The sequence below is a fragment of the Chromatiales bacterium genome (genome assembly GCA_020445605.1).
Classification (GTDB): domain Bacteria; phylum Pseudomonadota; class Gammaproteobacteria; order JAGRGH01; family JAGRGH01; genus JAGRGH01.
This window is the reverse complement of record JAGRGH010000050.1, coordinates 1-14,374: the sequence shown is the minus strand read 5'-3', so window position 1 is coordinate 14,374 and position 14,374 is coordinate 1. Positions and strand designations below refer to the sequence as shown.

Annotated in this window: 17 protein-coding genes; 7 read left to right on the top strand and 10 right to left on the bottom strand. The window is 61.9% G+C overall.

Annotation, left to right across the window (positions count from 1 at the left end; all coding sequences use genetic code 11):
* Positions 1-66: 66 nt before the first annotated feature.
* Complete coding sequence (gene ppsA / locus KDG50_11960; GenBank protein ID MCB1866133.1) at positions 67-2,442, top strand: phosphoenolpyruvate synthase; 2,376 nt, start codon at positions 67-69, stop codon at positions 2,440-2,442.
* Between the two features lie 41 nt (positions 2,443-2,483).
* Here the strand turns inward: ppsA and KDG50_11955 are convergent, their stop codons facing one another.
* The 3 genes from KDG50_11955 to KDG50_11945 all read right to left on the bottom strand — a co-directional run bounded on the left by KDG50_11955 (position 2,484) and on the right by KDG50_11945 (position 4,427).
* Positions 2,484-2,684: a dodecin domain-containing protein gene (locus KDG50_11955; GenBank protein ID MCB1866132.1), complete on the bottom strand. Its 201-nt coding sequence runs from the start codon at positions 2,682-2,684 to the stop codon at positions 2,484-2,486.
* An 81-nt stretch (positions 2,685-2,765) separates the two neighbouring features.
* Positions 2,766-3,458 (bottom strand): type 1 glutamine amidotransferase, encoded by a 693-nt coding sequence (locus tag KDG50_11950; protein MCB1866131.1) that lies wholly within the window; start codon positions 3,456-3,458, stop codon positions 2,766-2,768.
* A gap of 48 nt (positions 3,459-3,506) precedes the next feature.
* Positions 3,507-4,427 (bottom strand): LysR family transcriptional regulator, encoded by a 921-nt coding sequence (locus KDG50_11945; protein ID MCB1866130.1) that lies wholly within the window; start codon positions 4,425-4,427, stop codon positions 3,507-3,509.
* 195 nt (positions 4,428-4,622) lie between these two features.
* On the opposite strand from KDG50_11945, the gene KDG50_11940 reads away from it, so the two are divergent.
* The 5 genes from KDG50_11940 to KDG50_11920 all read left to right on the top strand — a co-directional run bounded on the left by KDG50_11940 (position 4,623) and on the right by KDG50_11920 (position 10,372).
* Positions 4,623-6,047 (top strand): form I ribulose bisphosphate carboxylase large subunit, encoded by a 1,425-nt coding sequence (locus tag KDG50_11940; protein ID MCB1866129.1) that lies wholly within the window; start codon positions 4,623-4,625, stop codon positions 6,045-6,047.
* Between the two features lie 143 nt (positions 6,048-6,190).
* Positions 6,191-6,547, top strand: coding sequence for a ribulose bisphosphate carboxylase small subunit (locus KDG50_11935; GenBank protein ID MCB1866128.1), 357 nt, complete (start codon positions 6,191-6,193; stop codon positions 6,545-6,547).
* Between the two features lie 156 nt (positions 6,548-6,703).
* Positions 6,704-7,510 carry a CbbQ/NirQ/NorQ/GpvN family protein gene (locus KDG50_11930; GenBank protein ID MCB1866127.1) on the top strand — a complete coding sequence of 269 codons (807 nt, stop codon included), beginning with the start codon at positions 6,704-6,706 and terminating at the stop codon, positions 7,508-7,510.
* Positions 7,511-7,573: 63 nt separating this feature from the next.
* Positions 7,574-7,942 carry a GxxExxY protein gene (locus KDG50_11925; protein ID MCB1866126.1) on the top strand — a complete coding sequence of 123 codons (369 nt, stop codon included), beginning with the start codon at positions 7,574-7,576 and terminating at the stop codon, positions 7,940-7,942.
* 39 nt (positions 7,943-7,981) lie between these two features.
* Complete coding sequence (locus tag KDG50_11920; protein ID MCB1866125.1) at positions 7,982-10,372, top strand: nitric oxide reductase activation protein NorD; 2,391 nt, start codon at positions 7,982-7,984, stop codon at positions 10,370-10,372.
* A gap of 10 nt (positions 10,373-10,382) precedes the next feature.
* On the opposite strand, the gene KDG50_11915 is transcribed toward KDG50_11920, so the two are convergent.
* Complete coding sequence (locus KDG50_11915; protein ID MCB1866124.1) at positions 10,383-10,835, bottom strand: hypothetical protein; 453 nt, start codon at positions 10,833-10,835, stop codon at positions 10,383-10,385.
* Positions 10,836-10,839: 4 nt separating this feature from the next.
* A complete protein-coding gene (locus KDG50_11910; GenBank protein ID MCB1866123.1) occupies positions 10,840-11,151 on the bottom strand; it encodes a hypothetical protein in 312 nt (103 codons plus the stop codon).
* 332 nt (positions 11,152-11,483) lie between these two features.
* Between KDG50_11910 and KDG50_11905 the strand changes: the two genes are divergently transcribed.
* The gene (locus tag KDG50_11905) at positions 11,484-12,314 is read left to right on the top strand and encodes a GTP cyclohydrolase I FolE2 (GenBank protein ID MCB1866122.1); all 831 of its coding nucleotides are present in this window, start codon (positions 11,484-11,486) and stop codon (positions 12,312-12,314) included.
* A gap of 105 nt (positions 12,315-12,419) precedes the next feature.
* On the opposite strand, the gene KDG50_11900 is transcribed toward KDG50_11905, so the two are convergent.
* The 5 genes from KDG50_11900 to KDG50_11880 all read right to left on the bottom strand — a co-directional run.
* Positions 12,420-12,719, bottom strand: a complete 300-nt coding sequence (locus KDG50_11900; protein ID MCB1866121.1) for a type II toxin-antitoxin system RelE/ParE family toxin — start codon at positions 12,717-12,719, stop codon at positions 12,420-12,422.
* A complete protein-coding gene (locus KDG50_11895; GenBank protein MCB1866120.1) occupies positions 12,720-12,989 on the bottom strand; it encodes a type II toxin-antitoxin system Phd/YefM family antitoxin in 270 nt (89 codons plus the stop codon).
* A gap of 219 nt (positions 12,990-13,208) precedes the next feature.
* Complete coding sequence (locus KDG50_11890; GenBank protein ID MCB1866119.1) at positions 13,209-13,472, bottom strand: type II toxin-antitoxin system RelE/ParE family toxin; 264 nt, start codon at positions 13,470-13,472, stop codon at positions 13,209-13,211.
* A complete protein-coding gene (locus KDG50_11885; protein MCB1866118.1) occupies positions 13,459-13,692 on the bottom strand; it encodes a CopG family transcriptional regulator in 234 nt (77 codons plus the stop codon). Before KDG50_11885 ends, KDG50_11890 begins: the two co-directional genes overlap by 14 nt.
* Positions 13,693-13,730: 38 nt before the next feature.
* Positions 13,731-14,374 (bottom strand): transposase (locus KDG50_11880; GenBank protein MCB1866117.1); only part of this gene is annotated, 644 nt, incomplete at its 5' end.

Here is a 14,374-nt window from a genome sequence, read left to right as displayed (position 1 = left end):
CATCCAATGAGATTTTTCGTTTTCATTACTTTACTCTGAGCCACAACAAACTCCAGGGGTAGTGCCGTGTCCGATCTGTATGTCATCCGATTCTCCGAACTCGGCATGGGGGATGTGCCCCGCGTCGGCGGCAAGAACGCCTCGCTGGGCGAGATGCTCAGTGGCCTGGCGCAGTCCGGCGTGCAGGTGCCGGACGGATTTGCGACCACGGCGCATGCGTTCTGGGAGTTCCTGAACCATTCCGGGCTCAAGGCCGATATCGACGCGCGCCTCGCCGGGCTCGACGTGGACGATGTCAACGCACTGGCGGCCGCCGGTCGCGAGATCCGCGAACGGGTGCTGGGTGCCGAACTGCCGGTCGCGCTGCGTGAGGCCATCGAACAGGCCTGGGGCGAACTGACCGGCGGGGATGCCGCGATGCCGCTCGCGGTGCGTTCGTCGGCGACCGCCGAGGATCTGCCCGAGGCCTCGTTCGCCGGCCAGCAGGAAACCTTCCTGAACATCGCCGGGCTCGACAATGTCATCGAGGCGGTGCGGCACGTGTTTGCCTCGCTCTACAACGATCGGGCGATTGCCTACCGCGTGCACCACGGCTTCGACCACGCGGAGGTTGCACTGTCGGCCGGTGTGCAGCGCATGGTGCGCTCCGATCTGGCGGCCAGCGGTGTCATGTTCACGCTGGACACCGAGTCCGGATTTCGCGATGTGGTGTTCATCACCGGTTCGTACGGGCTCGGCGAGGCGGTCGTGCAGGGGGCCGTGAACCCCGACGAGTTCTATGTCTACAAGCCAAACCTCGACGCGGGCCGTCCCGCGATCCTGTCGCGAAACCGTGGCGGCAAGGCCCTGAAGATGGTGTTCACCGATCAGACGGCGGCCGGCCGCTCGATCGCCACCGTCGATGTGGACCCTGCCGATCGCCTGCGTTTCTCACTGACCGACGTGGAAGTCGAACAGCTCGCGCGCCACGCAATGGCGATCGAGGCGCACTACGGCCGTCCGATGGACATCGAGTGGGGCAAGGACGGACGCGACGGCCAGCTTTACATCCTGCAGGCCCGCCCCGAGACCGTAAAGGCGCGCGAGACAGCCGGGACCGAGCAGCGCTACACCCTGCACGGGCGTGGCACGGCGCTGGTCGAGGGCCGGGCGATTGGTCAGCGCATTGCCGACGGACCAGTGCGGTTGATTTCCAGCGCGGCCGAAATGGATCGCGTCGAGCCCGGCGACATCCTCGTCACCGACATGACCGATCCGGACTGGGAGCCGGTCATGAAGCGCGCCGCCGCGATCGTCACGAATCGCGGTGGCCGCACCTGTCATGCCGCGATCGTTGCACGCGAACTCGGCCTGCCGGCGATCGTCGGCTGCGGTGACGCCAGCGAACGGCTTATGGACGGCACCGAGGTGACGGTGTCCTGCGCCGAGGGCGATACCGGTTACGTGTATGCCGGGCGGCTGGACTGGGAGGTTCGCGAACTGTCGACCGGCACCCTGCCGCAACCGCCGGTGCGCATCATGATGAACGTCGGCAACCCGGAACGTGCGTTTGCGTTTCGGGCGATTCCGAACGCGGGCGTTGGTCTCGCGCGGCTCGAATTCATCATCAACAACCGGATCGGTGTCCACCCGCGGGCAATTCTCGACCATCCGAACCTGCCGGATGATCTGCGCGAGACGATCGATCAGCACACCAGCGGCTATGCAAGTCCGCGCGAGTTCTACGTTTCGCGCATCGTCGAGGGCGTTGCAACGATTGCCGCGGCATTTCATCCGAACCCGGTCATCGTGCGGCTTTCGGACTTCAAGTCGAACGAGTACGCGAACCTGATCGGCGGTGAACAGTACGAGCCACACGAGGAAAACCCGATGATCGGTTTCCGTGGCGCCTCGCGGTATGTATCGAAGGATTTTCGCCCATCGTTCGCGCTGGAATGCGAAGCGATGCGGCGGGTGCGCAACGACATGGGGCTGACCAACGTCGAACTCATGATTCCCTTCGTGCGCACGCTGGAGGAGGCGCATGGTGTCATCGAGGTGCTGGAAGCGGAAGGACTGCGCCGCGGCGACAACGGGTTGCGCATCGTCATGATGTGCGAGCTGCCGTCGAATGTCGTGCTTGCCGAGCGCTTCCTGGAAGTGTTCGACGGGTTTTCAATCGGCTCGAACGACATGACCCAGCTCACGCTCGGGCTGGATCGCGACTCCGGTCTCGTCGCGCATGTGTTCGATGAGCGCAATCCGGCGGTGCTCGCAATGCTGCGTCAGGCGATTCGTGCCTGCAAGAAGGCCGGACGCTACGTCGGCATCTGCGGGCAGGGTCCGTCGGACTATCCGGAACTCGCCGAGTGGCTGGTCGCGCAGGGGATCGACAGCATTTCGCTGAACCCCGACACGGTGATTTCCACCTGGCAGAGACTGGCGGAAACGTCCACGCGCTGAATCGGGAACCGTGGCCGGCCACACGGCCGGCCACTGCTGTGTCACTTCAGGATGAAAGTGACCTTCAACGTGACGCGATATTCCTTCACGACGCCGTCTTCGACGGTGACCTGCTGATCCTTGACCCAGGCCGCGGTTACGCCCTGCAGGGTCTTCGACGCGCGCTTGACGCCCTTGCGCACGGCGTCCTCAAAGCTCTTGTCGGATGAAGCGATGATCTCGGTGACTTTGGCGACGGACATGTTCAAGACTCCTTCGAAGTTGGAGTTTCAAGCATAGCAGGCGGACAGGGCCGCCTCGGGCGAGCGCTGTGTCAGTGTGTGTCAGGCAGCGATCCACGCCTCGAGCAGCGCCGCCATGTGTCGGTTCAGGACCTCGAATCGTTGCGGATCGGAAAGCACCTGGGCCGTGCTCTGAACATACTTCGCCGGCACCATCTCGTCCGCGCAGTTCACCGTGAGCGCGGTCGCGGATTCGACTGTCGTCTCCAGGTGAAACTGCAACGCCAGTACGCGATCGCCCAGCGCGAAGGCCTGGTGCGCACAGGCGTCGGATCTCGCCAGCCACACGGCATCATTCGGCAGATCGAACGTATCGCCATGCCAGTGAAACACCGCGTCGCGTGCGGGCAGGGCGCGACCGAGCGGATGGCTGCCGGCCTGCGGTGTGGACGTGATGTCGAACCAGCCGATCTCGCGTTCGGCGTTGCGGTACACGCGCGCGCCCATGGCCGCCGCGATCTGCTGGGCGCCCAGACAGACCCCCAGCACGTGCCGCCCGTTGCGGATCGCCGAGCGAATCAGCTCACGCTCGGGCTCCAGCCATTGGTACTGATCGTTGTCGTTCACGCCCATCGGGCCGCCCATGACGATCAGCGCGTCAAACGAGTCCGATTCGGGGAGGGCCTGACCGAGGTCCAGGCGCACGGCCCCAGGTTCAATGCCGCGCGCGCGAAACCACGGCGCCATCGCGCCGAGGTCTTCGAACGGGACGTGTTGCGTATAGATGATTCGCATGATCGTTTTATCGGGTTACAGGCGTGCGGAAGGGGGGCGTGACAGAAGCTACGCAGCCGAGGGTACCTGGATCAGATTGCGTGCCTCACTCAGCACGAACTCGCGGAATGCGTCAGCGACCGCGGAGAACCGTTTCCCGCGCCGGTGCACGATGTGCCACTGGCGCATGATCGGAAAGCCCTGGACATCGAGAATGACCAGCCGCTCGAGCAACAGCTCGACCTCGACGGTGTGGACCGACAGCACCGAGACACCGAGCCCGGCCTGCACCGCCTGTTTGATCGCCTCGTTGCTGTTCATCTCCATGCACAGGGGAAACGCCGTCATGCCGTGCTGGGCGAAAAAGCGCTCGTGCGCCGCGCGCGTGCCCGAACCCCGCTCGCGGGCGATGAACGTCTCCGTGCTCAGGCGTTCGAGCGAGATCGCGCGTTCCCCGGCGAGGGGGTGATCCGGCGGGGCGAGCACGACCAGCGGGTTGTCCAGAAACGCGTGCGCCTCGATGTCCTGCGCGGATTCCGGCGGCTGACCCATGATCGCGAAATCCGTGGTGTTCGAGGTCAGGGCCTTCAGCAGATTCTCGCGGTTGGTGATTTCGATGTTCACCGTGATGCCGGCGTGCCGGCGGTTGAACACGCCAAGCAGGGTCGGCACGAAATAGTTCGCCGTGCTCGCGGCCGTCAGTTGCAGGCGACCGGTCTGGAGGCCGTGCCGCTCCTCTAGGACCATGCGCAACTCGTCGATCTGGTTGGCGATCGCCACGCTGTAGCGATAGACCTCGCGGCCGGTCTCGGTGAGCTGGATCTGTTTGCCCAGCTGGTCGAACAGCGGTTCGCCGACCTGCTGTTCCAGCTGCTTGATCTGCATGGACACCGCGGGCTGGGTCAGGAACAGCTCCTCGGCAGCGCGCGTGAAGTTCAGATGCCGGGCGGCCGCTTCGAATACACGCAGCTGGCGCAGGGTGATGTTCACTTAGAAAGGCTTAGGGTAGGGGGGTAAACCATAATCCTATCTAATATCGTCGATCAGTTAAATTGATTTTTATTGATGGGTCGGGCTCGGCTAAGGTGTCCGTCCTTGCACAACCAAGACGCCTGCCTTGCCGGTGGGCATACCCGGGCGGGCGCTCGCTCACCCGTTTTCTACCCTACGAGTTAGGAGTCCACGATGGCCAAGAAATACGACGCGGGCGTAAAAGAGTACCGCGAGACATACTGGATGCCGGATTACACGCCGAAGGACACCGACATCCTGGCGTGCTTCAAGATCACCCCGCAGCCGGGCGTGCCGCGCGAAGAGGCCGCTGCGGCGGTCGCCGCCGAGTCGTCGACCGGCACCTGGACCACGGTCTGGACCGATCTTCTGACCGATCTCGACTACTACAAGGGTCGCGCCTACGCCATCGAAGACGTGCCGGGTGACGATTCCTGCTATTACGCATTCGTCGCCTATCCGATCGACCTGTTCGAGGAAGGCTCCGTCGTCAACGTGTTCACCTCGCTGGTCGGCAACGTGTTCGGCTTCAAGGCCATCCGTGCCCTGCGCCTGGAAGACGTACGCTTCCCGGTCGCCTACGTCATGACCTGCAACGGCCCGCCGCACGGCATCCAGGTCGAGCGCGACATTCTCAACAAATACGGTCGCGCGCTGCTCGGCTGCACCATCAAGCCGAAACTGGGTCTGTCCGCGAAGAACTACGGCCGTGCCGTGTACGAATGCCTGCGTGGTGGTCTGGACCTGACCAAGGACGACGAGAACATCAACAGCCAGCCGTTCATGCGCTGGCGCCAGCGTTTCGACTTCGTGCAGGAGGCTGTCAACAAGGCCGAGGCCGAGACCGGTGAGCGCAAGGGCCACTATCTGAACTGCACCGCGTCGACTCCGGACGAGATGTTCAAGCGTGCCGAGCACGCCAAGGAACTGGGTGCGCGCATCATCATGCACGACTACCTGACGGGTGGCCTGACCGCCAATACCGGTCTGGCCCAGTGGTGCCGCGACAACGGCATGCTGCTGCACATCCACCGCGCCATGCACGCCGTGCTCGACCGCAACCCGCACCACGGCATCCACTTCCGCGTGCTGGCCAAGGCGCTGCGCCTGTCCGGTGGTGACCACCTGCACTCCGGTACCGTCGTCGGCAAGCTCGAGGGCGACCGCGAGGCGACGCTGGGCTGGATCGACCTGATGCGCGATTCCTACGTCAAGGAAGACCGCAGCCGAGGCATCTTCTTCGACCAGGACTGGGGTTCGATGCCGGGCGTGTTCCCGGTCGCCTCCGGCGGTATCCACGTGTGGCACATGCCGGCGCTGGTGACGATCTTCGGCGACGATGCCTGCCTGCAGTTCGGCGGCGGCACGCTGGGCCATCCGTGGGGCAACGCCGCGGGAGCCGCGGCGAACCGCGTCGCACTCGAAGCCTGCGTCGAGGACCGCAACCGCAACGGTGTCGACGGTCTCGAGAAGCGTGGCGGGGACGTCCTGCGCGAAGCCGCCAAGCACAGCCCCGAGCTGGCCGCGGCGATGGAGACCTGGAAAGAGATCAAGTTCGAATTCGACACGGTCGACAAGCTGGACGTGGCGCACAAGTAAAACAGCTGCCAGCTGCCAGCAACCAGCAACCAGCTTCCAGCTTTTCCGCTGGTAGCTGGAGGCTGGCGGCTAAAGCCGAATAGATCCGTTGAACGCCGGATTCCGATCAGGTTCGGAAACGGCACAACCAGAGGTTTACGTACATGAGTGATGTTCAAGACTACAGCTCGCGTCTGTCCGATCCGAGCAGTCGCAAGTTCGAGACCCTTTCGTATCTGCCTGCGCTGACCGACGCGCAGGTCCGCTCCCAGGTGGAGTTCATCGTCAAGAAGGGCTGGAACCCGGCCATCGAGCACACCGAGCCGGAGAACGCGACGAGTTCCTACTGGTACATGTGGAAGCTGCCGATGTTCGGCGAAACCGATGTGGATGCCATTCTGGCTGAAGCGGCCGCCTGTCGCGCTGCCAACCCGAAGAATCATGTGCGTCTGATCGGCTACGACAACTACGCGCAATCGCAGGGCACCGCGCTGGTGATCTACCGCGGCAAGCCGGTCTGATCCGGCCCCGGAACAGCCGCACCTGACCGCAGCCCCTGTTCCGCCCGGCGGGGCAGGGGCTTTTTCGTTTGAGCGATCAGTACGCCAATTGAAGCTGGCCTCGACCAACGAAGAGGCTCACGCTGCAAGCCGGCGGCTGGCCGCTGGAGGCCAGACATGAGCGAACCGAACAACGACCAGTACAAGATCAGCGACGAACCCTATTACCGCAGCGTTGGTGACGAAGTGGCCATGTACGAGGCCGCCTATGCCGCGCGCATGCCCGTCATGCTCAAGGGGCCGACCGGCTGCGGAAAATCCCGCTTCGTCGAATACATGGCCTGGAAACTCGGCAAGCCTCTGATCACGGTGGCCTGCAACGAGGACATGACGGCATCGGACCTCGTCGGCCGGTTCCTGCTCGACATCAACGGCACGAAGTGGCAGGACGGACCGCTGACCGTGGCCGCGCGCATCGGCGCGATCTGCTATCTCGACGAGGTCGTCGAGGCCCGGCAGGATACGACCGTCGTCATCCACCCGCTCACCGACCATCGGCGCGTACTGCCGCTGGAGAAAAAGGGCGAACTGGTGCATGCGCACCCCGACTTTCAGATCGTCATTTCCTATAACCCCGGCTACCAGTCGCTGATGAAGGACCTTAAGCAGTCCACCAAACAGCGCTTTGGCGGAATGAATTTCGACTATCCCTCCAGCGAGATCGAAACGGAGATCGTCGAGCACGAGGGCGGTGTGAGCGCGGACATTGCCGGCAAGCTGGTGCAGATCGCGCAGCGTTCGCGAAACCTCAAAGGACACGGGCTGGACGAGGGCATGTCCACGCGTCTTCTGGTTTACGCCGCACAACTCATCGGCAAGGGCATCGAACCGCAGTCGGCCTGCCAGATGGCACTGGTCACCCCGCTCACCGACGACCCGGACATGCGCGACACCCTCCACGCGGCGGTAAACACCTACTTTTAGCGTGCTAACCGCAGAGACGCAGAGGACGCGGAGAACCTGGTATTGAAAGAGCCGGATCGACGCCTGAATGAGTTGACAGAGCGTGTTATCGGCGCGGCAATCGAGGTGCATAAGGCGCCTGGGCCGGGTTATTTGGAATCTGTCTACGAGGCTGCATTTGCAATTGAACTCGAACTTCGAAATGTTACTTTTGAGCGTCAACCTCAATTCAAACAAGCCTACAAAGGTCGTGAGGTGGGTATTGCCCGTCCTGATTTTTTGGTCGAGCGGGAACTGATCGTCGAATTAAAGGCTGTTGAATCTCTGTTGCCAATTCATACTGCACAGATTATTTCGTATTTGCGCACGACTGGTGTACACCTTGGCCTGCTACTAAATTTCAACGTTACGATTATGAAATCTGGTGTGCGCCGTGTGGTTTTGTCTGACTGAGTTGAACTCTGCGCACTCAGCGCCTCTGCGGTTCTATTGATGACGATTGATTTTTCCGCCTACGTTAGCTGCCTGAATCCGGACGACCACGAGCACCTCGCGGCGCTCGAGTCGTCGTATCAGGAGGCGCAGCGCGTGATGTCGCCGCGCGGGCTGGAGAACTATTTGCAGGGCATCAAGGCCATGTGCTCGCTGAACCGCGGGCAGGATCTGGTGCTGACCTACGTCCAGGAGCTGCCGATCGTCGCCAAGGAAGTCGGCGAGGATGTCGTTCCCGATATCGTCGAGTCCATGATGAAACTGGCCTCGCACACCTCCGGCAGCGTCATCACCATGGTGCTGGGCGTGATGCCGCTGGCGGCGCAGCGGCTCGGCGATGCGGAAGTCATGCGCGGGTATCTGAAGCTTCTGCATCAGCTCGCCGGCAAGGCCCCGCGGGGCCTGCGCCCGATGATGGAGAACATGGACGAGCTGCTCTCAAAGCTCACGCTGGGTGGCCTGCGCCGCTGGGCGATGTGGGGCGCGCAGGCGCATCAGCGCGATCTCGACGGACAGCTGGCCTACTACGGGCTGAAGACCGAATCCTCGCGCAGCGTCTTGCAGAAGGAGCGGCGCGGCACGCTGTTCATCGACAACCAGCGCAAGCTGAACTTTTATCTGCGCGCGCTCTGGGGCCGGGCGTTTTTCATGCGCCCGACGGCGGGCGACTATGAATCGCGGCGCGGCCTGAAGCCGTTCATCAGCGATTTTCAGATTCACCTGCCCGATGCCTTCGATCCGTTCCGTGGCATCGACGGCCTGGAGATCTATCGAGCGGCGGCCGCGCACGCCGCGGCGCACATGGTCTATACCCGCAACCCGATTTCCGCCGAGCAGCTGTCGCAGGCGCAGATGCGCTTCATCGAGCTGTTCGAGGATGCGCGCGTGGAGTACCTTGCCTACAACGAGTTTCCGGGGCTGCGCAAACTCTGGTTGAAGTTTTTCACCGCGGAACGCACGAAAGACGACGACTACGGTGAGCCGCACGAGACCATGGATCTGATGTTGCGCACGGCGCGCGCCATCATGGACCCGTCGTTTCGAGACTCGGCCGACTTCGTCAACGAGGCGGCTGCGGCGTTTCGCGCGGAACTCGCGAAAGACCCGTACAACCCGCGCATGTCCTGGATGGCGGGCGTGAATTTCTACAACCGCATCGTGGAGCGTGCCGCGATCCCGTCAGTGCGGGTGCTCTCGGAGTGGCCGATTCCGTATCGCGACGACAATCGCTACTTCTGGGATTTCGCCGAGAACATGTTCGAGAGCCGCGGCGTGGACTACATGCCGAGCAGCCAGCAGACCGTGCGCAAGTATGTCTCGGTCATGGAGATGGTCAACGAGATCAACTCCGAGCTGGTCACCGACAAGCATCAGGAGGTCTGGGTCCTCGCGACCGAATTGTTCCCATACGAAGACGATCTCGAAACCACCAAGAGTTTCAACGCGACCGAGGGTGTCGAGCCGGTTTCCGATCCCTATCACTATGCCGAGTGGGACTACCAGGTTCAGCTCGCGCGCCCGGACTGGGCAACCGTCATCGAGCGGCGCCAGGGCCGCGGCGACCCGGAACTCATGGATTCAATCCTCGAGAAACACAAACCCATCGCCTCGCGGATTCGTCACCTGATTGACCACCTGCAACCGCAGGGCATCATGCGTCGGCGCGGTTACGAGGAGGGCGAGGAACTCGACCTGAACGCCGCGGTGCGCGCAATGATCGACATCCGGCGCGGCATCATGCCGGACCCGCGCATCAACATCCGCATCACCCGGCATGTGCGCGATCTCGCGATCGTCGTGCTGATGGATTTGTCTGAATCCACCAACGAAAAGATCGGCGGTCTGACCGAAGAGGACCCCGGCTATGACGAGGCGCCGAGCGTGCTCGATCTCACGCGCGAGTCGACGGGGCTGCTGGCCTGGGCGATCGACTCGATCGGTGACAGCTTCGCCGTGCATGGCTTCGCATCGGACGGCCGCCACGACGTGCAGTATTTCCGCTTCAAGGATTTCGACAAGCCCTACGACGATGAAGCCAAGGCGCGCATGGCCGGCATGCAGGGCGGACTTTCAACCCGCATGGGCGCGGCCCTGCGTCACGCCGGCTGGCACCTCACGCAGCAGAACGCGCAGAAGCGGCTGGTGCTGCTGATCACCGACGGCGAACCGGCCGACATCGACGAACGCGATCCGCAGTATCTGCGTCACGATGCCAAGAAGGCCGTCGAAGACCTCGCCATGCAGGGCGTGCACACTTACTGCCTGACGTTGGACCCGGAAGCCGACCGCTACGTCGCGCGCATCTTCGGTGAGAACCGCTATTCCATCGTCGACGATGTGGAGCGCCTGCCGGAGCGTCTGCCGAAGGTGTTTGCGGCCCTGACCGGCTGACAGAAACCTGCTACACGCGCGGCGCGGACGAAATGGAAATCACCTTCGCGCAGGGTTCCGGTTCGGCATCGTGCTGGCGTTCGAGGATCAGCTTCATCGCACCGAGAAACGCACCGACCAGGCGGCGCTGGACCTCGTCCTGCGCCGTCTCGTAGTGCACGATGTCGACCGGTACGGATTCGTTCAGTGACGCGGGTCGCGGCGTCTGGTTCTTCTGCCAGGCGACCAGGATCATGCGGCCGCCTTCGCCGTCGCGCACCGCATAGGCCTGGCTGTCGACGAAGATCACCTCGTCGTTGGTGATCACGGCCAGAAACTGCATCTCGCGGATCGGCACGAACACGCAGTCGCGTTGGCTTCGTGAGAGCAGCAGGCGCAGTGCGTTGTAGACGTCCGCGCGCAGCGTGCTGGATTCGCGTTTGAACTCCGCCGGGCGGAAGAACGTCTGCCGCTGGTAGTGCATCCGCTCAGTGGTCGCTGTCCAGGGCCGAGTCCGGGTCCCAGCCCATCTCGTGCGCGTGCTTGATCGCCGCGGCGTAGATGCGCTGATGGCGCTCGCGCAGCTCCGGCGGCAGCTGCGAGGGCAGGTGGCCGTAGGGCGCCCAAGCCTTGGTGACCTCGCCCCACAGGGCCTCGATGCGGCCCGGCTCCCAGCCTTCGCAGGTCTCGGTCTCGGGCAGCAGCCCGAACACCCATGCGTCGCGGATGATGTTGCCGGTCTGGTTCATTCCGCCTTCCGGATCGCGGTGGATCCCGACGTACTGGCGATTCTTGGACATGCGGACGGACTCGTTTCAAAGGTTTCGGATCGCGAAATTTTATCAGCGAAGCCCGCTTGCGCGCGGATTCGTGCACGGCGCGGCCGGCGCGGGCGGTGCATGGGCATGGCCGGTGACGATGCGGCCCGAGTCTGCCCCGAAGCGGGCGCGAGCCGGTGTTCCGCCGGTATCCGCGGGCGCGTCGCTAAGCCCATGTTTTCAATCGGCAAATGCCGAACGCCCGCGCCACCCGACCGTCTGACCCAGCTTGAGCGCATGGGCCTCTCGTGGTTAAATTACCTGCCCGCCGAGTAGGAAATCCCTCCCTTCCGGGCGACACGGAGCCAGAAGCTGTGAAAACGAATCTGCAACCGGTGCCCGGTAGCGAAGAAATTGCCGATGTGCAGGGCAGCGCCGACACGCGCCGCCTGCCGATCCAGAAGGTCGGCATCAAGGACATCCGCCACCCGGTCCGTGTTCGCGATCGCTCCGAGGGCGAGCAGCACACCGTGGCCACGTTCAACATGTACGTGAACCTGCCGCACAACTTCAAGGGCACGCACATGTCGCGCTTCGTGCAAATCCTGCACGCCCATGAGCGCGAAGTCAGCGTGCAGTCGTTCAAGCAGATGCTCAACGAGGTCGCCGAGCGGCTGGAGGCCGAAGTCGGTCACATCGAGATGCGCTTCCCGTACTTCGTCGAAAAGCGCGCGCCGGTCAGCGGCATCCGCAGCCTGATGGATTACGACGTTACATTCATCGGCGAGGTGCGCGACGGCCAGCCGTCGATGTTCATCCGCGTCGTGGTGCCGGTCACGAGCCTGTGTCCGTGCTCGAAAGAGATTTCAGAATACGGTGCGCACAACCAGCGTTCGCATGTCACGGTCACCGCGCGCACCAACGGCTTCGTGTGGCTCGAGGAACTCATTGACGTCGTGGAAGGAGAGGCCTCCTGCGAGGTCTACGGCCTGCTCAAACGCCCGGACGAAAAGCACGTCACCGAGCGCGCCTACGAAAACCCGAAATTCGTCGAAGACCTCGTTCGTGATATCGCCCGCAAACTGAACGACGATGCGCGCATCCGTTCGTTCATGGTCGAGGCCGAGAACTTCGAGTCCATCCACAACCACTCCGCCTACGCGCTGATCGAGCGCGACAAGGACGCCGAAGAAGCCGGGGTCTGAGCCCGCGGCCCGCACCTGAAGGGTGAAGGGAGCCTTCACCGGCCCGCCAGCGAGATTCAGATCAGGTCAGCGTCGCGCCCATCCGGGCCTGACTGGCTTGTATGTTCATTTGTCGTTGTCTGGCAGGACTAGCAGACGCTCGCTGCGCCACACACGGATAACATGAACGGACGACTCCTCCCGCAGATACACAATGCGAAAGGGCGGGTGAATCAGCTCCCGAACTGAAGTGGTGTTCAGTTCTGGAACAATCCTTCCGAGATCGGGATGGGTTTCCAGAAGCTCGATTTGCGCGAAGATTTCCCTTTGGAATTTTTCCCCGATTTGGGGAACCGCTTCCGTCGCGTAGTACTCTTTAACCGACTCGAGATCGTCGAAAGCCGATCGAGTAACGACGACCTTCATTCAACCCATTCCAAGCTTTTCGCGCACCTCGGCCAAGGAGAGTTGTCTCCCTTCCTTCACATCCATCATGCCTTTGGCAATCGCCCTGAGAAAAGTCCTTTCTTCCTCATTTTTCTCATATTCATCAATAGCTTGAACGACTGCCACACCCCGCCCGCGACTCGTTAGCAGTATAGGCCGATGGCTGTCCCTGGCGTGATTCACAACCTTGCCGGGATTGACCTTTAGATCAGAGAGTGGAACGACGTCCTCGGAGAACTTGGTGCCCATGTAGACCTCTTCAGAGGTGCTGTTAAAAGGTCTTTATAGCAGCCTCAGGAATGGGCTTCAAGAACGGCGACCAACAGCAGCAGCGCGAGGTGGTCAGTACTGAGAAGCAGTTTTTCGTTGCTGTGAATCTGGTTCACTAGCTATAAGGCCAGCCGTAACGGGCGGAGACGAAGCTGACGTCCCAGTGAGCGAAGCGAACATTGCTGGCGGCCTTGCTTGTCAGCTGCCTTTGTAGACTTGGGAACGATGCCCAATCTTGACCACAACCACGATAATCTCGGCATCCTTAACCTCGTAGATAATTCGATAAACACCTTGCCGTGTGCGGTAGCGCTTCTGGCCGGACAATCTGATGCAGCCTTCGGCTCTTGGGTTTTTCGCTAAAGCGTCTATTCGTTCCAGTATTTTCCTAACATCGTTCTTCGGAATGCTGCGAAGATCTTTGGCAACTGATTTTTTGAACTGGATTTCATAATTTGCCATGAGATTTCAAATCTTCCAGCAACTCCTCATAGCTCAGCGTTGGCTCAGCCGCCCGTTCTTCAAACGCACTCAGATCTTCTTGATCTTCGCGCAGGGCCATACGAACGGCCTCATTGACGAATTCGGACACAGATTGATGAGTGTTTGCAGCCATAACCCGAAGGGCATGGTGAATCTCGGGGTCGAAGTAAACTGTTGATCTTTTGGATAATTCGCTCATAAAAGGCACCTCCTGTTGCTAATTGTAGCACTATAACGCTATAACGCTATGACGTTTTTCGGCAAACATTCGCCGTGAGCCGCGTGCTGCCCCTGGCCAAAGGCCTCGGCGTAGACGACGATCTGGTGTCGGTCATCGACCGCCGCCACGCCGGTGTAGCCCTGGATGACCCCGTGGCTGGTCTTCATCTTCGCCGATTCATTGTCGGTGAGGTTGCCCTTGACCACCGCCCCACTGACGCCACGGCGTTCGGGCTCCGTGTCGAGGAAGGTCTTGATCTTCCTGGAGGCCGCCCTGAGTTTTTTGATCTGCGCCTGTTCGCGCTCGTGGATGTCAGGTTCTGTGGCTGCGGTGTCTTCTTCCCGATGGCGTTGCAGCATGCGGCGCACGGCCCGGTCGATCTTCCTGCGCTTTTTGTCCAGCTCTTCGTGTGTGCCGCTCCACTGCCTCGAGGCATTGGAGGGCAGCTTGCAGCCGTCGATGGCGAACATCTCCTTGCCGATCAGGCCCAGCTGGTCGCAGGTCATCACGACCTGGGTGAACAGCGCACTGATCGTTTCAGGCGAGCGCGAGATGAAATCGGCAATCGTGCTGTGGTCGGGTTGCAGATCGGCGCCGAGCGCCATGAACACGATGTTCTCGCGGCACAGCCGCTCGATGCGCCGGCTGCTGGTCACCCCTT